The sequence below is a fragment of the Pseudomonas sp. H1h genome, assembly GCF_000633255.1.
Taxonomy (GTDB): Bacteria; Pseudomonadota; Gammaproteobacteria; order Pseudomonadales; family Pseudomonadaceae; genus Aquipseudomonas.
Genome location: NZ_AYMJ01000003.1, coordinates 228,815 through 249,676 on the forward strand (window position 1 = coordinate 228,815; position 20,862 = coordinate 249,676).

General features: G+C 57.9%; 20 protein-coding genes and 1 pseudogene. 18 read left to right on the forward strand and 3 right to left on the reverse strand.

The features are described from left to right. Positions 1 to 51 precede the first annotated feature (51 nt). Positions 52 to 402: a hypothetical protein gene (locus U862_RS0102960; RefSeq protein WP_025109023.1), complete on the forward strand. Its 351-nt coding sequence runs from the start codon at positions 52 to 54 to the stop codon at positions 400 to 402. A gap of 108 nt (positions 403 to 510) precedes the next feature. Here the strand turns inward: U862_RS0102960 and U862_RS0102965 are convergent, their stop codons facing one another. Continuing rightward, a complete protein-coding gene (locus U862_RS0102965) occupies positions 511 to 936 on the reverse strand; it encodes a GNAT family N-acetyltransferase (RefSeq protein ID WP_025109024.1) in 426 nt (141 codons plus the stop codon). Between the two features lie 148 nt (positions 937 to 1,084). Between U862_RS0102965 and U862_RS0102970 the strand changes: the two genes are divergently transcribed. From U862_RS0102970 to U862_RS0102980, 3 genes and pseudogenes are all read left to right on the forward strand, one after another. Further along, entirely contained in the window at positions 1,085 to 1,522 is a 438-nt protein-coding gene (locus tag U862_RS0102970; RefSeq protein WP_025109025.1) for a hemerythrin domain-containing protein, read from the forward strand. Positions 1,523 to 1,744: 222 nt separating this feature from the next. Next, entirely contained in the window at positions 1,745 to 2,380 is a 636-nt protein-coding gene (locus tag U862_RS0102975; protein WP_025109026.1) for a lytic polysaccharide monooxygenase auxiliary activity family 9 protein, read from the forward strand. A gap of 43 nt (positions 2,381 to 2,423) precedes the next feature. Further along, positions 2,424 to 3,425: pseudogene (locus tag U862_RS0102980) on the forward strand (chitinase); the annotation flags it as partial. 153 nt (positions 3,426 to 3,578) lie between these two features. Here the strand turns inward: U862_RS0102980 and U862_RS0102985 are convergent. Next, the gene (locus U862_RS0102985) at positions 3,579 to 5,018 is read right to left on the reverse strand and encodes a PLP-dependent aminotransferase family protein (RefSeq protein ID WP_177327307.1); all 1,440 of its coding nucleotides are present in this window, start codon (positions 5,016 to 5,018) and stop codon (positions 3,579 to 3,581) included. Positions 5,019 to 5,206: 188 nt separating this feature from the next. Between U862_RS0102985 and U862_RS0102990 the strand changes: the two genes are divergently transcribed. The 11 genes from U862_RS0102990 (at position 5,207) to U862_RS0103040 (ending at position 16,413) form a co-directional block, all read left to right on the forward strand. Then, positions 5,207 to 6,748, forward strand: a complete 1,542-nt coding sequence (locus tag U862_RS0102990; protein ID WP_081794839.1) for an FAD/NAD(P)-binding protein — start codon at positions 5,207 to 5,209, stop codon at positions 6,746 to 6,748. After that, positions 6,745 to 7,956, forward strand: coding sequence for an MFS transporter (locus U862_RS0102995; RefSeq protein WP_025109030.1), 1,212 nt, complete (start codon positions 6,745 to 6,747; stop codon positions 7,954 to 7,956). The genes U862_RS0102990 and U862_RS0102995 overlap by 4 nt, the downstream gene beginning before the upstream one ends. Before the next feature lie 48 nt (positions 7,957 to 8,004). Further along, the gene (locus tag U862_RS0103000; RefSeq protein WP_025109031.1) at positions 8,005 to 9,273 is read left to right on the forward strand and encodes a pyridoxal phosphate-dependent aminotransferase; all 1,269 of its coding nucleotides are present in this window, start codon (positions 8,005 to 8,007) and stop codon (positions 9,271 to 9,273) included. 132 nt (positions 9,274 to 9,405) lie between these two features. Beyond that, the gene (locus tag U862_RS0103005; protein WP_025109032.1) at positions 9,406 to 10,185 is read left to right on the forward strand and encodes a YqcI/YcgG family protein; all 780 of its coding nucleotides are present in this window, start codon (positions 9,406 to 9,408) and stop codon (positions 10,183 to 10,185) included. Next, the gene (locus U862_RS0103010) at positions 10,185 to 11,024 is read left to right on the forward strand and encodes an arginase family protein (protein WP_025109033.1); all 840 of its coding nucleotides are present in this window, start codon (positions 10,185 to 10,187) and stop codon (positions 11,022 to 11,024) included. The genes U862_RS0103005 and U862_RS0103010 overlap by 1 nt, the downstream gene beginning before the upstream one ends. Further along, on the forward strand, positions 11,017 to 11,877 hold the full coding sequence (dapF, locus tag U862_RS0103015) for a diaminopimelate epimerase (RefSeq protein ID WP_025109034.1): 861 nt from the start codon (positions 11,017 to 11,019) through the stop codon (positions 11,875 to 11,877). The genes U862_RS0103010 and dapF overlap by 8 nt, the downstream gene beginning before the upstream one ends. Further along, on the forward strand, positions 11,864 to 12,826 hold the full coding sequence (cysK, locus tag U862_RS0103020; RefSeq protein WP_025109035.1) for a cysteine synthase A: 963 nt from the start codon (positions 11,864 to 11,866) through the stop codon (positions 12,824 to 12,826). The genes dapF and cysK overlap by 14 nt, the downstream gene beginning before the upstream one ends. 47 nt (positions 12,827 to 12,873) lie before the next feature. Continuing rightward, a complete protein-coding gene (locus U862_RS0103025; protein WP_025109036.1) occupies positions 12,874 to 14,025 on the forward strand; it encodes a homoserine O-acetyltransferase in 1,152 nt (383 codons plus the stop codon). Beyond that, entirely contained in the window at positions 14,012 to 14,755 is a 744-nt protein-coding gene (locus U862_RS0103030) for an SDR family oxidoreductase (RefSeq protein WP_025109037.1), read from the forward strand. Before U862_RS0103025 ends, U862_RS0103030 begins: the two co-directional genes overlap by 14 nt. A gap of 46 nt (positions 14,756 to 14,801) precedes the next feature. Continuing rightward, positions 14,802 to 15,716: a RimK family alpha-L-glutamate ligase gene (locus U862_RS0103035; protein ID WP_025109038.1), complete on the forward strand. Its 915-nt coding sequence runs from the start codon at positions 14,802 to 14,804 to the stop codon at positions 15,714 to 15,716. Positions 15,717 to 15,822: 106 nt separating this feature from the next. Continuing rightward, the gene (locus tag U862_RS0103040) at positions 15,823 to 16,413 is read left to right on the forward strand and encodes an NUDIX domain-containing protein (protein WP_025109039.1); all 591 of its coding nucleotides are present in this window, start codon (positions 15,823 to 15,825) and stop codon (positions 16,411 to 16,413) included. Position 16,414: 1 nt separating this feature from the next. Here U862_RS0103040 and U862_RS0103045 read toward each other — a convergent pair whose 3' ends face one another. Next, entirely contained in the window at positions 16,415 to 16,930 is a 516-nt protein-coding gene (locus U862_RS0103045) for a methylated-DNA--[protein]-cysteine S-methyltransferase (protein ID WP_025109040.1), read from the reverse strand. Positions 16,931 to 17,081: 151 nt separating this feature from the next. Between U862_RS0103045 and ggt the strand changes: the two genes are divergently transcribed. The 3 genes from ggt (at position 17,082) to U862_RS0103060 (ending at position 20,819) form a co-directional block, all read left to right on the forward strand. Next, positions 17,082 to 18,809 carry a gamma-glutamyltransferase gene (ggt, locus tag U862_RS0103050; RefSeq protein ID WP_025109041.1) on the forward strand — a complete coding sequence of 576 codons (1,728 nt, stop codon included), beginning with the start codon at positions 17,082 to 17,084 and terminating at the stop codon, positions 18,807 to 18,809. 69 nt (positions 18,810 to 18,878) lie between these two features. Further along, positions 18,879 to 19,412 carry a cysteine hydrolase family protein gene (locus U862_RS0103055; protein WP_025109042.1) on the forward strand — a complete coding sequence of 178 codons (534 nt, stop codon included), beginning with the start codon at positions 18,879 to 18,881 and terminating at the stop codon, positions 19,410 to 19,412. Between the two features lie 387 nt (positions 19,413 to 19,799). After that, positions 19,800 to 20,819 (forward strand): lysozyme inhibitor LprI family protein, encoded by a 1,020-nt coding sequence (locus tag U862_RS0103060; RefSeq protein WP_025109043.1) that lies wholly within the window; start codon positions 19,800 to 19,802, stop codon positions 20,817 to 20,819. Positions 20,820 to 20,862 lie beyond the last annotated feature (43 nt).

Below are 20,862 nucleotides of genomic sequence, written 5' to 3' on the forward strand. Positions count from 1 at the left end.
TTTTGCCTGTTGCGGTGATACAGTCCGCTTTTTTCTGAATGAGCGAATGCAATGCGAATTCTGATGGTAGCGCTGGCCGCGACGGTGTTGGCCGGCTGCGCGGGATCGGTAATGGACGATTCTCGCACCAAAGCCCCCTACAAGGTCCTGACCTCGGACAAACCCGAGAAAGTCGTGGCCCAGTGCGTGCAATTCGGCTGGCAGGACGAAGCGGTGTTCGGCGTGGATGCCGGGGCGTATCTGCAACCGGGCAAGAAGGGCGGGTCGACGGTTTATACCCGTTCGGCGGAATCGTTTGTTGACGTATCCACCGATGCTTCCGGGACCGTGCTCAATTACTACGTGCAGAAGGATGACTTTGTTGCCAAGCGGCGGTTGGCGGCGTTGGCGACCTGTCTCTGATCAGGCGTTGAGGCAACTGCCGTCATCGCGAGCAGGCTCACTCCTACGTTGGATTTGCGTTTGCCACCATCCTGTAGGTGTGATCCTGCTCGCGAAGAGTCCTGCGGATCAGCCGATCAACCGCTTCTGGAAATAATGGCGGCTGTGCCCCGGCGGGTAATCGATGATCTCGCCAAACTGGCTGAATCCCAGCTTCTTGTAGAATTCCGGCGCCTGAAAATCAAAGGTGTCCAGCCAGATCCCCAGGCAACGCTTCTCGTTGGCCAGTTCTTCGGCCATGGCCATCAGTCTTGAGCCAATGCCCTGGCCGCGCCCCTGTTCCGGCACTGAAAGCAACTCGATGTACATCCACTGGAAAATCACCCGGCCGTACAAACCGCCGAGAATCGCGTCGTGTTCATCCCGCACCATCAGCGCGAAAGGTTCCGACGTGGAGCCGCCGGTCTTGGCGTCGTTATAGGCAATCAGTGGCTCGAGAATGGCTTTGCGTTGTTCTTCGGTGGGGTTCTGCGACAACTCGATTCGCAACGTCATGTGCAACTTCCTTGTGAGATGAACTCGCAGCCTATCCTGTCCGGAGGGCGTGTTCCAAGTCCTTCCTCAACCCTTTGGAACCGTCGTTGATGCGCTGGGGTCTAGCCTTTACAGCGTCATTTCCGAACGCGGTTGATGAGGACCCTCCATGAACATTTTCGAAGCCCTTCGCGAAAGCCACGACCGCCAGCGCAGTTACGCCAGGATTCTGGTGCAAACCAGCGGCGACACCCCCGAACGGGTTGAGGCCTACCAGCAGCTCAAGGCTGAGCTGCAGGCCCACGAAACGGCCGAGGAGCGCCACTTCTACATCCCGCTGATGGAGTTCGACAACGGTGTCGACCTCAGTCGCCATGCCATCGCCGAGCACCATGAAATGGATGAAATGATGGAAGAACTGGACGAGACCGAGATGTCCAGCCCGGCGTGGCTGGCAATCGCGAAGAAGCTCTCGGACAAGGTCCATCACCATCTCAAGGAAGAAGAGCAGAAGTTCTTCCAGATGGCCGGCAAGTTGCTCGACGACAAACAAAAGGAACAGCTCGCCGGCCAATACGAAAAGGAATACCAGGCACAACTGCCGTGAACGGTGAATGGCGGTTTTTGCAGCGTTGGCGTGTAGTCTTTTAGCCATGCGTCGGGTGGGTTTTGTCGCAATAGACTGTATATACATCCAGTATTTTCGGCGTTTTCAGCCATCAAGGGTGAATGCCTGCGCCAAAACCGCCGATGGACAAAAAATCCACCTCCGTTAGCTTGAAGGCCTCTCCTCGGGAAGGAGAGTTCTTAAATCAACGGAGTGAACAACATGAATCAAGCAAATCCTGAAACCCAACTGCGACACGGTCGCGTCACCTCCCCAGCCAGCCGTGGCTCGGTCGCCATCGACCTTGGTCTGCTGGCCGGCTGGCAAGTCAACGAAATGGAAGGCGGCAAGAACTTCCCGGCACTCGCGGCCGGGCCGTTCCCGGCGCCGTATGGCTCCGACAGTGACAGCGTCACGCCGCCGGCCGATGGCTACGTCCTCAGTGGCGGCAAGGCCGATGCCCGTGATTGCGTGAACTTCACCAGCGCCGAAATGAGCAAGAAGCTCAATCGCCCATTCGAGTGGCCGCTGCTCAACGTCACCCCGGGCCAGACTCTCAAGGTCAACTGGGTGTACACCGCGCCGCACACCACCCGTGGTTATCGCTGGCTGATCACCAAGGATGGCTGGGATCCGCAGCAGCGCATCAGCCGTGCGCAACTGGAAGCACAACCGTTCTTCGAGGATTTCTACACCCAAGTGCCGTACTACAGTCATGCGGGTGAGATGAAGGCCAAGGTCGATCACGAAGTGAAACTGCCGGCCAACAAGAAGGGGCATCACGTCATCGTGCTGATGTGGATCGTCGCCAACACGGGCAACGCGTTCTATCAGGCGTTCGACGTCGACTTCAAATAACGGCGCAACGTCGCCAAATTCACAGGTTCTGAAGGATTAGAACATGTCAAAAATCGACTTTTCATTGATGCAAAACGCGGCGGGTGACGCTGCTTCGTTAATGCCGAGCATCGCCGGCAAGAAGATCCTTATGGGCTTCTGGCACAACTGGCCGGCCGGTCCGAGTGACGGCTACCGTCAGGGCCGGTTCGCCGAAATGCCGCTGGAGGCAGTGCCCAAGGAGTACAACGTGGTCGCGGTGGCGTTCATGAAGGGCAGCGGAATTCCGACCTTCAAGCCATACAACGTCTCCGATGCCGAGTTTCGTCGTCAGGTCGGCGTGCTCAACAGTCAGGGGCGGGCGGTACTGATCTCCCTGGGTGGTGCCGATGCGCACATCGAACTGCGTGCCGGACAAGAACAGCCGCTGGCCAATGAAATCATCCGCCTGGTGGAAACCTATGGCTTCGATGGACTGGACATCGATCTTGAACAGAGCGCGATTGATTTCGCTGCCAACAAGACCGTGCTCCCGGCCGCACTGAAACTGGTCAAGGATCACTACGCAGGCCAGGGCAAGCACTTCATCATCAGCATGGCCCCGGAGTTTCCGTACCTGACCACCAATGGCAAGTACGTCGGTTACCTGCAGGCGCTCGAAGGCTACTACGACTTCATCGCCCCGCAGTTCTATAACCAGGGCGGGGACGGGGTCTGGGTGCCGGAAGCCAACAACGGCAACGGTGCGTGGATCGCGCAGAACAACGACGCGCTGAAAGAGGACTTCCTCTATTACCTGACCGAAAGTCTGGTGACCGGTACCCGTGGCTTCACCAAAATCCCGGCAGACAAATTCGTGATCGGCCTGCCGGCCAACGTTGACGCCGCCGCTACCGGTTATGTGATCGACAGCACCGCAGTGGGCAATGCGCTCAAGCGCCTGGCGATCAAAGGTCTGCCGATCAAGGGGCTGATGACCTGGTCGGTGAACTGGGACAACGGCGCCAGCAAGGACCGCGTGCCGTACAACTGGGAATTCAGTCGGCGTTATGGACCGCTGATTCACGGAGCCCGCACAGCGGCGCAGGAGACGGATGACGCGTTGTCGCGCCTCGCCCGTTAAACGCAAATAAAGAAGCCCGGTAGCGCTGCCGGGCTTTTTTGTGCAGCCAGAGTGCTGAAGGGGCTGAGGTGAATGGCCATCGGGCGGGTCGTTTATTCAAGCGTGGTGTTCGGCGCCTTGAGTGAATGAGTTGATAAGATCCAGCAGGCAGGCAGCAGCATGGTTTATCTGCTCATCAGTGAGGGCTGCGTAGCCAATCAATACGCCTGGTTTGACCGTGTGGCTGCTGGTAAACGCCGAGACGGGTTGCAGGCAGAGGTTGAAGAGGGTCGCGCGTGCGCAGAACTCTTCTTCATCAATGCCGGCCGGGAGTGACAGCACAAAGTGCAGCCCGGATTGCTCGCCGGAAATTTCCAGATCAGGGTTTTCTCGCAGTTTGGCGATCAACAAATCTCTTCGATGCTGATACGTCTGCCGGGAAATCCGCAGGTGTCGGACATATTTTCCGGTGCAAAGAAACTGGTTGAGCGCAAGCTGGCCGAGTATGCCTGGGGTCTGCCCGGTGTCTTCGATAAGGTTGATTATTTTCTTCTGCAAGTGCCTGGGAATAACCATGAAGCCCAGGCGAAAGTTGCTGAACAGGGTTTTATTGAAGCTGCCGCAGAAAATAACCCGGTCATGTTTATCTATCGATTTGATGGCGGGAAGGGGAGCACTGCCGTAGTTGTACTCGCTGTCATAGTCGTCTTCGATAACGATCGCATTCATTTCTTTCGCCGAGGCCAGTAGTGCCTGGCGTCTTTCCATGCTCATGCAAACGCCCAACGGGGCCTGATGTGAGGGCGTTACATAAACAGCGTGGACTTGCTTGATTCGAGACAACGCTTCAACGATCAAACCCGCATTGTCGACTGGAATGTCGATGATGGTGTTGGCGGAACAATTGAATATTCGCCTTGCCCAGTAATAACCAGGGTCTTCCATTGCAACTACTGCATCTTTTCCCAGTACCCGACTGATCAAGTCAAGGCAGTGCCTGATGCCGTGAGTGATCACGATGTCCTGAGGCGAACAATCAATGCCCCGATAGATCTGGATATGATCACAAATAGACTTTCGCAAGTTTTCATCGCCTCCCAGCGACGAAGCCGATACTGCGGTGGCGAGGTCTTTGGCCGAAGGTGTGCAGAGCGACTTCACATCTTTCTCTTCAAGCAAACCGGGATCGGCCAGCCTGGAAATAAACGGTACATAAGGCTGTAAGTAGGTGATTGGCGCAGGTGTTTCAGATGACCGGTCGGTATTAGGCCTGACTTGCAGTTCTGGGGTTTTGGCTGCCGCGAGCAGATTGTCCGGCAATGTCGCGCAGACAATCGAACCGGCACCTCGTTTGCGAAGGATGAAACCTTCTTCGCGTAATTGATCGAAAACCGTCTCCAGAGTACCTCGGGAAACGCCCCATCTTTGTGAGAGCGTGCGGGTGGAGGGCAGTGCTTCGCCGGGCGCAAGCCGCCGCGAGCTGATGAGGTGTTCAAGGAAACGATACAAAAGCTGGTGTTTGGTGGACAGCGAATGTGAGGTCAATTCGAACGGCAAGACTAGATCGAGGCCAATTGGCCGCTTACCTCTGGTCATAGTGGTACACACCAAAATCCATTTAATGGATCTTCATCTTATCGCGGCATACAAATACGCTCAACGCCGCTCAAGCTAACGCGTTGAGAGGCGACGCGCGAGTCATTGGGGTCAAGAAAAACTGGATTGGTATAGGGATATCGTCGGCAATGACTGCTTTTGAAAAACTGTCAACACTCAATAAGACTAATCATCGCGAGCCGCAACTAAAGATTGCGATAGTCGGTGGTGGAGCAACAGCGATTAGTGTAATTGATGCGTTGCAGCGAGACGCAAAGCTGAACAATATGGATGTTGCAATTACCCTCTATGAACCCGACAAGAAAATCGGGCCTGGTCGCGCCTATCAAAACGATGGTGATTATGGCTTGATCAATCGTCAGGCCAGATTCATGTCCGTTAAAAGTGATGACCCCAAACACTTTGTCGGATGGGTTACCCATAAATATGGCAGCGCGTTGGCGCAGCATGATTTTCTGCCACGCCATTATTTCGGTGAGTACCTGTCCGATTGTTTTGCCGAGCAAGTTGCTCTGGCACGAGAACTGAAACGTCCGATTCGCGTTATCGGGCAAAAGGTCACCAGTTTGTCGATGCATGATGATAAAGCGGTCGTGGGCATCGAAAACGGGCCGCAGCAGGTGTTTGACCGTGTGATTCTGTGTATCGGTACAGCGGAGCCGGCGGATATCTTCTCGTTGGCCTGTTCCCAGAACTACATTGGCAACCCTTATCCGATGTGGACAAAGTTTTCCGCCATTGGTGTTGAAGACCAGGTGTCGATCATTGGTTCCAGTCTGTCCGCAGTCGATGCCGTCCTGGCTCTGAACGCCCAGGGGCATCGAGGGAAGATCGTCATGTTGTCGCGCAATGCATTGCTGCCGGCCGTCCGCATGCCGCATCACGACTTCTCCTACAAGGTCATCACCCGAGATCGAATCGAAGAACTTCGCGATGACGAAGGGCTGATTTCCTGGTCGAAGTGGCTTGGTCTGATCACCTTCGAAATGACGGCGCAAGGCGTCGATCTGGAAAAACTCAAGGCCGAACTGGCACCCGGCCAACTGCCGTTCGAGCGGCTTGAGCGCCATCTGCAAGCTTCGACCAATGGCGACAAGTGGTTGTCCATCCTGATCGATATCGCCAACGATTACGTCGAGCTGGCCTGGGACAGTCTGAGTGCCGCTGACCGCCGCTTTTACATGGCCAACTATCACTCGATCTTCATGAGCCTGTGCAATCCGATGCCACCGGCCACAGCCAACAAGTTGCGCAACATGCTCGAAGCCGGGCAACTGGTTATTCGTCCGGGCCTGAAAGAAGTGGAGCTGTGCCCTGATGGCGGTTTCGTTCTGAATTACCAGGCAGGGGCCTGTCATTCGGACTGGGTCATCAACGCCACGCGATCTGAAACAGGTGGAGTAGGCCAGGCCGGGACCGAGCTGGTGTCGTCGATGGTCAACAATGGCGTTGCTCAACACCACCCGTTTGGCGGCCTGCATGTGTCTTTCGGTTCGCACAAGGTGATCGACCGCAGCGGCAAGGCCAGCGATGTCATTTATGCCCTGGGTCAACTGGCGGCAGGCAACCACTACTACACCAGCTCGTTGGCGATGATCACGCGTCAGATTGACCGGGTTCTGCCGCACTTGTTGACGAGTGATCAATACCTCAAGGAGCTTTCTGCGTGAAATCCAGCAGTCCCGGAATCCTGTTGCCTGCCGCACTGTTGGCAGCTGTAATTGTGCCGCAGCTTGGGCTCGGCCTGATGACTCCCACCGTTGCAAAACTGGCCGAGGAGTTTCGAGTTCCCCAAGAAGCCATTCAGGAAACATTCGTTGTTTACATGGTCGGGTATGCGTTGTCCGTGGTATTGGCAGGAATTCTTGCCGATCGTATCGGCCCCCGCCGCGTACAACTTTCGGGGTTGCTGATTTGCGCTGCCGGTTGCGTGCTTGCCGCGTTCTCGGATTCTTTCCACCTGTTTGCGATCGCGCGTTTCATGCAGGCCCTGGGCGGCTGTGTGGGGACGGTAACCACGCGGCTGATTGTGAAATCGAACTACCCGGAAAGCGGGCGGCTTCGAATACTCACGACCCTGGCCTCGGCCATCGCCCTCACACCGTGTATCGCACCGTTGTTAGGCGGCTTGTTACTGCCGACGATGGGATGGCGCTGGATGATGGGCGGCGTGGCGGCCTTCAATTTTGGCGCGTTGCTGCTCTTCTGGCGCGTCGAGACATCCCCGGGCGCGAGCGATTCGACGGGACGGAGCATCATTGCCGTCTACGCCGATAACTTCAAAAACATCGATTATCTGATTTATGCAGCCGGCATCAGTCTGGTGTGGATGAGTTACTTCGTCTTTTTGTCGTGTTCGACTTACGCGCTGCAGACCGAACTGGGAATGTCCAGCATCGGCTACGGTGCGGTGATCTCCCTGTGTGCGGTCGGTTATGTCGTTGGCAGTACGCTGGCGCGCGCATTGAGTACCCGGTGGGCGCTGAACGAAATCCTGTTGCTGGGGAGCAGGGTAGGCATGGTCGGTTGTATCTTGCTGGCCATTTTGTTGTCGGTGTTTGGCAGTGTGTTGCCAGCGCTGCTGCTTCCGATGGTGTTCATTCTGTTGTCGGTCGGCATGGTGATTCCTGCGACTCAGGCTGGGCTGTTGAAGAGTGTCAGCCGCGATATCGGTATTTCCTCGGGACAGTTTTTCTTTTTCCAGATGGCGGCCGGCGCGGGTTACGGGTTGTTCGTCAGTTCGTTTCCTGAACTGGGTGTTCGTGCCCTGGCACTGTTTATCGCGATTCCCATCGTCGTGTTGTTTGTCTTCCTGAATATGTCGCGGGCGCTGTCGAAGTCTGCGCCCAAGGAATTGAAAGCAGTCTCTCGGACCTGATGATTGTTGTTGCCGCGGTCCTGATAAAAACAACAAGGAAGTTTGATCGTGCAGTATCTGAAATCGCTGAAACTGAACAGTGTGTGTTATGACATTCGTGGCCTGGCACTCGAGCAGGCCAAAAAGATGGAGGAGGATGGCCAGCGCATTCTCAAGTTGAACATTGGCAATCCGGCCCCCTTTGGTTTCGAGGCACCCGACGAAATTCTCCAGGACGTGATCCGCAATCTGCCGACAGCGCAAGGCTACAGTGACTCAAAAGGCTTGTTCAGCGCGCGCAAGGCGGTCATGCAGTACTGCCAGCAGAAACAGATCGAGGGTGTCGGCATCGACGACATCTATCTGGGTAATGGCGTCTCCGAACTGATTGTCATGTCGCTGCAGGCGTTGCTCAACAACCGGGATGAAGTCCTGGTGCCTGCACCGGATTATCCGTTATGGACCGCCGCAGTCAGTCTTGCCGGTGGCAACGCGGTGCACTACAGGTGCGACGAGCAGCAGGACTGGTGGCCAGACCTTGACGACATCCGCGCGAAAATCACCTCCAATACCCGCGCGCTGGTCATCATCAACCCCAATAATCCCACGGGCGCGGTGTACCCCAGAGAAGTACTGCTGGGGATGCTGGAGATTGCGCGCCAGCACAACCTGGTGGTGTTCTCCGATGAGATCTACGACAAGATTCTCTACGACGAGGCCGTGCACATCAGCACCGCCTCGCTCGCGCCGGACCTGCTGTGCCTGACCTTCAATGGTTTGTCCAAATCTTACCGGGTGGCCGGCTTTCGCTCCGGTTGGTTGATTATTTCGGGGCCTAAACACAACGCGGCCGGCTACATCGAAGGGATCGACATGCTGGCGAACATGCGCTTGTGCGCCAACGTGCCGGCACAGCACGCGATCCAGACCGCGCTGGGAGGCTATCAGAGCATCAATGACCTGGTGTTGCCCCAAGGCCGCCTGCTCGAACAGCGCAACCGGGTACATGCATTGCTCAACGATATTCCCGGCGTCAGTTGCGTCAAGCCGATGGGCGCGCTGTACGCGTTCCCGAAAATCAATCCCAAGGTTTGCCCGATCATGGATGACGAGAAGTTTGTCCTTGAGCTGCTGATGTCGGAACGCTTGCTGGTCGTTCAAGGCACCGCGTTCAACTGGCCCGAGCCGGATCATTTCCGTGTGGTGACGCTGGCGGCCGTTCCGGATCTGGAGGATGCCGTGGCGCGCATTCATCGATTCATCAGCCGTAAGTCGGTCAAAAACCTGAGTAATCGCCGGGCGTTGAATAGCGCCCGGGATCTGTGGCCAGTGTTCTGATTAAAACAGCAATCAAGTAATCAAGTTGTCGGTGCCAGACGCAAGTTTGTGGCAGGCGTGTCAGCGGCGCGCGTCAGGCTGGATGCCACGCTCGGCCATCTTTCCAGGTTGTGCAGCATAAAGGGAATTAGTATGCGGAACTTTGATGTGCAAGTTTCTTATCGAGTCATGCTCTCTCAGGATGATGTAAAACATCGCGGGGCCGATTGGGAGAAAGATGCCTTGGGCGAGTTGGCAGAGCGACTTGAGGCAGGCTCTGATTTTCCCTGTATCTTTTCGAAAAACGCGTTCAAGAAATCGGCGATCAAGTTTGTGTTTGTCGAAACGCTGGATGCAACAGGCCTGGCAAAACTGGCCGAAGGTTTGAAAGAGTATGTAACGCTTTCCAGAACCTGGAGCGGTTCAATCGAAGACGCTTATCCGCTCATCGTGTTTTTCGCAACTGAGGCCATTAGCGCCGATACCGCCCAGGCCTATCACTCGGCCGGGTGGGGCGTGCTGCAGAGCCTGCATTGGCTGGACGAAAGTCCCTGGCCGGAAAGTGTCGATGTCGATCCGGAGTCTCCGTTCTGGTCGATGTGCTTCGCTGGTATGCAACTGTTTGTGAATATGAGTTCTCCGGCACATCAACAACGCAAGAGCAGAAACCTGGGGTCAAGATTTGCGCTGGTGATTAATCCGCGTGAACGCTTTGATGTGTTTGCCGGCGATACCGTGGGTGGACGTAATGTTCGGGCGAATATACGTAAACGCATCCTTAAATATGATTCGGCGCCCCACGCTTTGCAATTAGGCGGTTTTGGATCTGGCGCCAAAGAGTGGTGGCAATACGGTTTGATTGAAGAAAATGCAGAACGCACGGATGTTTGTCCATTCAAACATTCCAGCCATAAAAATAAAGAGGAAGCCTGATGTTCAAGTTGATTGTATCCAACGGCAGGGTAGCGGACCGAACTGCCTTTACACGCATCGGTGCATTGAAAGCCGCTTCGGCACTCGAAGAAAAGTACGCGGTAGCGCCGCTGTATGTCGGTAACGCAAAGTGCGAACCGGCAGCCGATGACTGGACGGTCAGTCTGCCAGCCGGGCGTGAGCAGATTGATTCACTGCACCGCGCCGTGGCCTGCGCGCTGGAGCAAGAGCAGCTCACTGTGGTCATCAACGGAACCTGCCCGGCCAGTCTGGGCAGCATCCCTGCCGCAGCCCGGCAATACCCTGACCTGTGCCTGTTGTGGGTTGATGCCCACGGCGATTTCAATATCCCGGCGACGACCGACACGGGCTACCTTGGCGGGATGGTGGTGTCTGCGCTGTGCGGTCTCTGGGACAGCGGCTGCGGCGCGGGCATACGCTCGGAGAACGTGGTGCTTTTGGGCGCTCGCGACATCGACGCGCAAGAGCGCCAACTGTTGAGCGCCCATAACGTGCGCACGATTGCACCGCAGGACGCCACTGCCGAGAACGTGCGCCGCGCCATCGGACAATCGAAAGTCTGGGTGCACATCGATTGGGACTCCCTTGAGCCGGGTTATGTGCCAGCCGACTACGCGGTGCCCGGCGGCCTGCTGCCACAACAACTCAGCTCGATTCTGGGAGCAATTCCGCTCGAGCAGATCGTGGGCCTGGAAATCGCCGAGTTCAATGCCTCCTGCGATGCCGCCACGGCCCAGCGTGCGACGAACTACATCATCGATATCGTCGACCCGATCCTGTCCAAGGCGCAGCTTGAAGCGAGCGTGTGTCATGCATAAACACACCGCCGATACTGGGCGGCTGCGTTTCAGCAAAATGCACGGCGCGGGCAATGACATGATCATTCTGGATCTGCGCAATGCACAGGATCCGTCGCGCGAGCTGTGCAAGTACCTGGCGAATCGCAATAAAGGGATCGGTGGCGATATGGTCCTGGGCGTCAAGGCGCCGCGCAATCCGTTGTCTGTCGCCTCATTCGATATCTGGACTGCACAGGGCGAGTCGTCCCGGCAATGCGGCAATGGCGCGCGATGTGTGGCGGCATGGCTGGTACGTGCAGGCGTGACTGACGCGTGCGAGTTCACCCTCGACAGTCCCTCCGGAACCCATCGGGTCCGGGTCATGGAGGGTGGCACTTATCAGATCAGCATGGGTGCGCCGAACTTCTCGCCCGCTGCAATACCGGTCTTCGGCTTCACTGAGCCGCAGGCGGATTACGAGGTCGAAGTCGCCGGGCAGAACCTTGTGTGTGCCGCCGTATCGATGGGCAATCCCCACGCGGTGATCGATGCCCAGGACAAGGATTACCCAATCCCGGCTGTCGGCAGCGCCCTGCAAAACTCCGGGTATTTCTCTCCAGACGTCAACGTCGGGTTTGTACAGCTGGAGTCGCGAAACAAGATAAAACTCAAGGTTTACGAATACGGCGCCGGCGAAACCCTGGCTTGCGGCAGCGGCGCGTGCGCGGCTGTCGCGGTGTTGGCGCGCGCCGGACGGGTCGACCGTTCGGTCGATGTCGAACTGCCCGGCGGAACCCTTGAAGTGACATGGGAGAGTGATTTGTCCGCGATGTATCTCTCCGGCCCTGCTGAATTCGTATTTGATGGAGAACTCGCTCATGCCGTTGTATGAAAGCATTCTGGACACGATCGGCCGTACGCCAATCGTCAAGTTGCAAAGACTCGCCCCGGAACACGTCACCGTCTATGCCAAGGTTGAGTCGTTCAATCCCGGTGGTTCGGTCAAGGACCGGTTGGCACTGGCCGTGGTCCTCGATGCCGAGGCCAAGGGGCTGCTCAAGCCTGGCGATACGATCGCCGAATGCACCTCCGGTAATGTCGGGATTGCGCTGGCGATGGTGGCAGCGGCACGTGGCTACAACTTTGTGGCGGTGATGTCCGACAGCTATTCCATGGAGCGGCGCAAACTGATTCGCGCCTATGGGGGCAAGGTCCTGCTGTTTCCTGCCCACCTGGGCAGCAGCGGCGGCAATCAGTTGGCCGATGAGCTGGCGCAGAAATTCGGCTGGTTCAGGTCCCGGCAGTTCGATAACCCGGCCAACCCTTCCTATCACCGCGAAACCACCGCTGCGGAAATACTCGGCGATTTCGCCGGTAAACGGCTGGATTACTTCGTCACCGGTTTCGGCACCAGCGGCACGCTGACCGGCGTCGGCCAGATGCTGAGACTCGCCCGGCCGGCGGTGCAGATCGTGGCAGCGGAGCCGGAAAACGCCGCGCTGCTGTCGGGCGGTACCTGGGGCGTGCATCAGATCCAGGGGCTGGCGCCCAACTTCACGCCGACCATCATGGACAAGACGGTCATCGATACCGTCCTGACCGTGAATGAGTATGAAGCGCGCGATACGTCTCAACGGCTGGCCAGGGAAGAGGGCATTTTTGTCGGTATTTCTTCCGGGGCCTCGGTTGCCGCAGCGCTGAAAATTGCCGAGACCGCGCCGGCAGGTTCGGTGCTGCTGGCCATGCTTCCGGACACCGGTGAGCGTTATCTCTCGACTTTCCTGATGGACGGCATCGCCGAAGGTTCCGACGATGACTGGCTGCAATCGCTCGATCAGTAACAGGGAACGGTTACTTCGCAGAGCACCTGTTCTAAGGGATTGGCATCATGGTGGAAACTCTTCCGGCAGCAGATTACATAGCGTTCACGCGCCCGTTTCCAATGCACCGTGGTGGTGTACTGGAAGATCTCAGGCTAACGTATGAGACGTTCGGGCAACTGAATGAACGTCGCGACAACGTCGTTCTGATCCTCCCCGGCATGTCGGCCAACAGCCATGTCTGCAGTGTCGCCCGCGATCCTGAGAGCGGGTGGTGGGAAGACTTTGCCGGCCCGGCCAAGCCGATAGATACAGACCGCTGGTTCGTGATCTGTTTCAACTACCTGGGCGGTTGCAAGGGAACGACCGGGCCGATGTCCATCGACCCGAGGAGCGGCAGACCTTACCGGTCGCGTTTTCCCGAGCTGGCCATCGAAGACATCGCTGACACGATCGTCATGGCCATGAAGGCGTTGGACATGGATGAAGTGGCCTGCCTGATCGGCACCTCGATGGGCGGCATGTGCGCGCTGGCCCTGTTGACCCGGCATCCGGGTTTTGTCCGGCATCACATCAACCTCTGCGGCGCCGCCAGTTCGCTTCCGGTGTCCACGGCCTTGCGGTCATTGCAGCGGGAAGCCATTCGCAGTGACCCGCTCTGGGCCGGTGGCGAGTACTCGCCGGATGCGCGGCCGATTCACGGGATGACGCTCGCCCGCAAGATGGGCCTGCTGAGTTATCGCTCCGGCGCGGAGTTGAATCGCCGATTTGCCCGCCCGGATGAGTCGGCAGGGAAATCAGCGGGCACGGCTCACGACTTCGAAGTTGAGGATTATCTGCAAGCCAATGCCTGTCGATTCGCCCGGGACTTCGATCCCAACAGTTATTTGCAACTGAGCCGCGCGATCGACCTTTATGCCTGCCTGAAAACCCCCCGGGGCGGTTTTCAGACTGTAGGCCTCGAGCAGGTTCTGGTGGTGGGGGTCGAGAGCGACACGTTGTTTCCTGTTGCCCAACAGCAACACATCGCCCAAGGACTCGGACAGGATGGCGCGCAGGTGACCTTTGTCCGGCTGGATTGCCGTGACGGGCACGATGCCTTTCTGACCGATCTGCAAGCGTTCGGGCCACTGCTGGAAAATTTCATGAATCGTATTGGCTCCGTCCTTCCTGCGGGCAGGGCGGAGCGTCGCCTGGAGTTGCACGATGAACGATTTTGACAAGGTTGCATTGGTGACCGGCGCCAACCGTGGCATCGGTTTCGAGGTGGCACGCCAACTGGCCGGTGAAGGGGTGACGGTCGTGCTCAGCGGCAGGGATTATCAGGCTGTCGCGCAGGCCTGCGATACGCTGGTCGGCATGGGCCTGAAGGCCTTTCCGTGCCTGCTGGATGTCACGGATGAAAACAGCATCGCCTCGGCGGCCAAACTGCTGGAGGCTCGGTTCGGTCGGCTCGACATCCTGATCAATAACGCCGCGATTCGCATCGAATCCTACGGGTTGAACCCTTCGCAACAGCCACTCGAACAGTGGCGACAGACGTTTGAAACCAACTTGTTCGGCATGGTCGCGGTGACGCAGCACTTACTGCCGCTGATTCACAAATCCCCGGCCGGACGCATCGTCAACGTCTCCAGCCTGCTGGCATCGCTCACCACTCATACCGACGTTGATTCATACGCCTATTCACCGATGTTCAAATCCTTGCCGGGGTATAGCGCCAGTAAAAGTGGCGTGAATTCGTGGACGGTGCACCTGGCTTACGAACTTCGCGACACGCCGATCAAGGTGAATGCGGTACATCCCGGTTATACCAAAACCGGCATGAATGACGGTGCCGGTGATCTTGAGGTGCAGGAGGGCGCGCGGACCAGTGTCGCGCTGGCAATGATCGGCGCCGATGGCCCCACGGGCACCTACCGGCATCAGGACCGCGTCATCCCCTGGTGAGTCAATGGCGGTTTTTATTCTTGTTGTTCAGTAGAAGGGATTCTTCATGATTAAGCTTGCACTCGTCACAGATAAGCCGAACCTGCACATCGATTACGACATGCCGCCATTGCTCCAGGCTTGCGAGCAACTGTCGATCAAGGCCGATGTGTGCTTCTGGGACGATGAATCAATCGATTGGGCGGCCTACACCGCCGTGTTGATTCGCTCACCGTGGGATTGCATTGAAAACCTCGACGCGTTTTTTGCCTGGTGCGACAAGGTGCACGCACTGACCTGCCTGTTGAACGTGCCGTCCGTGGCCCGTTGGGGATTGAACAAGTTGTACCTGAAGGACATTGCTGCGCGCGGCGTGCCGATCATTCCCAGCGTGTTCCTGGCGCCTGACGATACTCCCGAAGGATTTCTGGCGGACTTCCTGCGGGCGAACAGCGACAGCCATGAGTTTGTCGTCAAGCCGACCATCGGTTCGTATTCGCGCGGGGTCAAACGGTTTGTCCGCGATGACAGCGCTGCGGCGCTGGCGCATATCCGTTCGCTGCAACAGCGTGGTTCGCATGTGATCATCCAGCCGTACATCACCACCATCGACACGTATGGCGAGACGGACCTGACGTTCTTCGATGACACGTTCAGCCATTCCATCCGCAAGGGCGCCATGCTCATGGCGGACGGCACGGTCAACGTTCCGACCCCCGAGTTTCGCCAGCCGCGAGAGGCGGATGCCGAGGAGCAGGCGGTGGCGCTTTCCGCGCTTGTGGCGTCTGCGCAGGTGTTGGGTCTGGAGCTGCCGCTGCTCTATGGCCGGGTCGATGTGATCCGCGATTATGCCGGCCGGCCGATGATCATGGAGATGGAAATATGCGAGCCGTCGCTCAACCTGCCGTTTCGGGCTGACAGTGCGATGAACCTGATCCAGGGCGTGCTCAAGCGCATCGATCGGCATTTGGTTGATCTGTGAAGCCACGCTGACGCCCGTAAACAAGCCCGGCTGCACTGCCGGGCTTTTTTTGTGGGCGCGATTATTCGACTATGGGGGCTTTGCGATGACAGAAGGATCATGCGTCATGTCCGACACAGCCAAGCGGGTCAACATTGTCGACACCCAAGTGTTGTCCCACGACTGGTACCTGTTGAAAAAAATCACCTTTGACTACCTGCGTAACAATGGCGACTGGCAGCGCCAGACCCGTGAGGTCTACGACCGTGGCAACGGTGCAGCGATTCTGCTGTTCAACCGCAACAAGCGCAGCGTGGTGCTGACCCGACAGTTCCGGCTGCCGGTATTCGTCAATGGCCACGATGGCTTGTTGATCGAAGTGGCGGCGGGGCTGCTGGAAGGTGCGGCGCCGGAACAGCGGATCCGCGACGAGGCCGAAGAGGAAACCGGCTACCGCGTGCACGAGGTGAAGAAGGTGTTCGAGGCCTACATGAGCCCTGGCTCGGTGACCGAGAAACTGCACTTCTTCATCGCCGAGTACGACGCGAAGTCGAAGGTCAGCGAGGGTGGTGGCCTGGAAGAGGAGACCGAAGAACTGGAAGTGCTGGAGTGGGCCTTTGATGACGCGTTGGCGGCGTTCCATCGCGGCGAGATCTGCGACGCCAAGACCATCATGCTGTTGCAGTATGCGGCAATGAATAACCTGTTCAGTGCCTGAGTCAGAACAGATCCCCGGTTGTGCCAATCGCTGACCACTGGCCACCCTCCAGCGTCAGCAACCGCTCCTTGGCCTCAAGCCCTCCGGCAAATCCGGTCAACTTCCCCGACGCGCCGATCACCCGATGACACGGCGCGACAATGGAAATCGGATTGCGCCCGTTCGCAGCGCCCACCGCTCGCACGGCGGTCGGGCTGCCGATCTGTTCGGCGATCTGGCTGTAGGTGCGGGTTTCGCCAAAAGGGATGGTCAGCAGCGCAGCCCAGACCTTCTTCTGAAAATCGGTACCGACGAAATCCAGCTCCAGATCGAAGCAGTCGCGGTTGCCGGCAAAATATTCTTGCAACTGCCGAGCGGCTTTCTGCAGGAACGGATCGTCCGGCGCTTGCGTCATCGGCCCGAGGCGCACCCGGCCTGGTTTATCGTTTTCCCAGAGGATGGCCGCCAGTCGTGCGCCGTTCGCGACCAGCTTCAATTCGCCGACCGGTGAGGGCAGGGTGATGAACGTGTAGGGCATGGGCAGAACTCCGGATCGGCACGGCAAGAGCGCCCAGCATACTGCCTGATCGAGGAGGCGCAAATCGCAATAGCGGCCATACTGCTTGTTGCTTTTGAAGCGTTCCTTTCTGTCCTGCACAGAATCCAAAAACAATAAAAGAGATCGACTCATGAAGTACGAACCTTTGGCCAAAACGCTGATTGCGACGTCACTGGCACTGAGCTGCCTCATGGCCCACGCTGCGTCGGTGGCACCGGTTGCCGCCGAGAACGGCATGGTGGTCACCGCCCAACACCTGGCCTCCCACGTCGGCATCGATGTGTTGAAAAACGGTGGCAACGCCGTGGATGCCGCGGTTGCCGTTGGCTATGCGCTGGCGGTGGTCTATCCCGCAGCCGGCAATCTCGGCGGTGGCGGTTTCATGACCATTCAGCTGGCGGACGGGCGCAAGACGTTCCTCGATTTCCGCGAAAAAGCCCCGCTGGCGGCGACCGCCAACATGTACCTGGACAAGGACGGCAACGTCGTCCCGGACCTGAGCACCCGTGGCCATCTCGCCGTGGCAGTGCCAGGCACCGTGTCAGGCATGGAGCTGGCGCTGAGCAAGTACGGCACCAAGCCGCGCAAGGACATGATCGCCCCGGCGATCAAACTGGCTGAAGACGGTTTCGAACTGGAGCAGGGCGACGTCGATCTGCTGGACTACGCCACCGATGTGTTCAAGAAGGACATGCGCGATTCCGGGTCGATCTTCCTGCACAACGGCGAACCGATGCAGGTCGGGCAGAAACTGGTGCAGAAGGATCTGGCGAAAACCCTGCGCACCATTTCTGAAAAAGGCGCCGATGGTTTCTATAAAGGCTGGGTAGCCGACGCCATTGTCACCTCCAGTCAGGCCAACAAGGGCATCATCACCCAGGCCGATCTCGACAAATACAAGACCCGCGAACTGGCCCCGGTGGAGTGCGATTACCGTGGCTACCACGTGGTCTCGGCGCCACCGCCAAGCTCCGGCGGGGTGGTGATCTGCGAGATCATGAACATCCTCGAAGGCTATCCGATGAAGGACCTGGGCTTCCATTCGGCCCAGGGCATGCATTACCAGATCGAAGCGATGCGCCACGCCTATGTGGACCGCAACAGCTATCTGGGCGACCCGGATTTCGTCAAGAACCCGATTGAGCACCTGCTGGACAAGAACTACGCAACCAAACTGCGCAACGCGATCCAGCCGCAGATGGCCGGGATCTCCGCCGAGTTGAAACCCGGCGTCGCGCCGCATGAAGGCAACAACACCACGCACTATTCGATCGTCGACAAGTGGGGCAACGCGGTGTCGGTGACCTACACCCTCAACGACTGGTTCGGCGCCGGCGTGATGGCGAGCAAGACCGGGGTGATCCTCAACGACGAAATGGACGATTTCACCTCCAAGGTCGGCGTGCCGAACATGTATGGTCTGGTCCAGGGTGAAGCCAACGCCATCGCGCCGGGTAAAACCCCGCTGTCGTCGATGAGCCCGACCATCGTCACCAAGGACGGCAAAGTGGTCATGGTGGTCGGCACGCCGGGTGGCAGCCGGATCATCACCGCCACCTTGCTGACCATGCTCAACGTCATCGACTACGGCATGGGCCTGCAGGAAGCGGTCGACGCACCACGTTTCCACCAGCAATGGATGCCGGAGCAAACCAACCTCGAAGACTTCGCCGCCAGCCCCGACACGAAGAAGATCCTCGAGAGCTGGGGCCACAAGTTTGCAGGGCCGCAGGACGCCAACCATATCGCTGCGATCCTGGTCGGTGCGCCGTCGCTGGACGGTAAGCCGGTGGGCAAAAACCGTTTCTACGGCGCCAACGATCCACGGCGCAATACCGGGTTGTCACTGGGTTACTGACAGGCGTAAAAGAGGGGAGGCGGACTTTGGTCCGCCCCCGTCTCAAGGATCGATCAAGGAAGGCCCATCATGTCTAGCGCATTGCTGATCATCGACGTCCAGCAGGTCCTCTGCTCCGGCCAGTACCAGTGCTTCGACATCCACCGCGTCATCGCCACCATCAACCAGCTCAGCACGCGCGCGCGTGAGGCCAGTGTGCCGGTGGTGCTGATTCAGCATGAAGAAAACGACAGCCCGCTGGCCCACGGCGCCGAAGGCTGGCAACTGGCCGAAGGCTTGCTGACTGATACGCAGGACCTGCGTGTACGCAAAACCACCCCGGATTCGTTCTACCTGACCGACCTGGGCAAACTGCTGCCCGGCGAAGACTTCGAACGCCTGATCATTTGCGGCCTGCAAACCGATTACTGCGTCAACGCCACCGTGCGTCAGGCCCATCAACTGGGGTATGACGTGGTGCTCGTCGCGGACGCCCACTCCACCCTCGACAACGGCAACATGAGCGCCGAAGACATCATCGCCGAACACAACAAAGACCTGGCGCACCTGACGGGTGCTACCGGCCGTATCGACGTCAAACCCGCAGCCGATATCGTTTTCTAGAGCCCGCGGATATTCCCTGTGGGAGCGAGCCTGCTCCGGGCGGCGTTCCGACGAAAGCGGTGTGCCTGTGACGCATGTGTTGGCGGGCACGACGTTTTCGCGAGCAAGCCCGCTCCCACTGGGGATTGTGGGTGGATGAAGGATTTGCGGCTGACCGAGATCAAAAGTGGGAGTGGGCTTGCTCACGAATGCGCCGGCACAGCCAGCATCAATGTCGACTGACCTGACGCCTTCGCGAGCAAGCCCGCTCCCACAATAATGTGTGGTGTTCGCAGGTTTCCCTGTCCGGCATAAGTACCCTGTGGGAGCGAGCCTGCTCGCGAAGGTGGCAGCACTGACAACACTTCGCTGGCATAATGCCGCCGCCCCGAAGAATGGAATCTGTCGATGTTGTCTTTGAAACCCCGCCACGTTTTTCTGCTGGCGTCCCTGATGTTCATTCCCGCTGTACACGCCAGCAGTTTCGATTGCGCTAGCGCCACCAGTCCGGCTGAAAAAACCATTTGCTCTGATCCCTATATCTCGAATCTTGATGAGAAACTGGGCTCGCTGTGGCGTGCTACGTTGCCGAACGTTGTGGATTCGAAAGCCTTGAAGGTCGATCAACGAGGCTGGCTGAAGCAACGCAATGAATGTGCTGCGGAGGTTGCTTGTTTGCGCCGGCAATACCTGATGCGCCTCAAGGCCCTGGAGTTCATGACAAAACCCTTCAATTGGGATGCGACCTGGCAGCTCATTCCATGGGGCGTTTCAGCGGCGGTTGTGGTGAATACCAAGCGTATCGATGCCACTCATATCGCCTTTGATATTTCAGGCGTGGCCGGCGCCAACTCCGGCGACATGGATGGCGTCGCCACCATTGAGGGCAGCGAAGCGCACTATGCCCAAGACGACTGTTCGTTGAAATTCAGCGCATTCAATGGACTGTTGGACATTGCACAAGATGGTGCAGACCCTACTTGCGGTGGTGGTATGGGGGTTTATTACGGCGGGCGCTACGTGGCGTCGGAACAGTCACTGTCGATTGATTACGACCTGCTCAGTCTGGGGGTGGCGCGGACTGAGCAGGAAAACGAGCTGTTGCACACGCTGCTCAAAGGCGATTATCAGACGTTGTTGCAAAACAGCGGCTCGATGGTGACGGGCGAGGCTTCCAGCGATGTGCCGGATGCTCAGGTCGATGAGTTCTGGTTACGTGGGCTGGCCAATACCAATGCAGGCATCCTGATGCGAGCGCCGGACGCTCGGATATGGCTCGTGTTATTGGTGTTCGATGAGCAGCGTCAATTGCGTGCCCGCTATTACACCAACGTACCGCAATGGAAAAAACGTGTGCCCGAAGCGCTGCTTGCCTGGCATAAGCGAATAGCAAACGGTGAGACTTTGCCGCTGGATTTCATGCCCTGATTCTCTACCGCGAGGGACTGAGCGACACATCGACGGGGCTGCC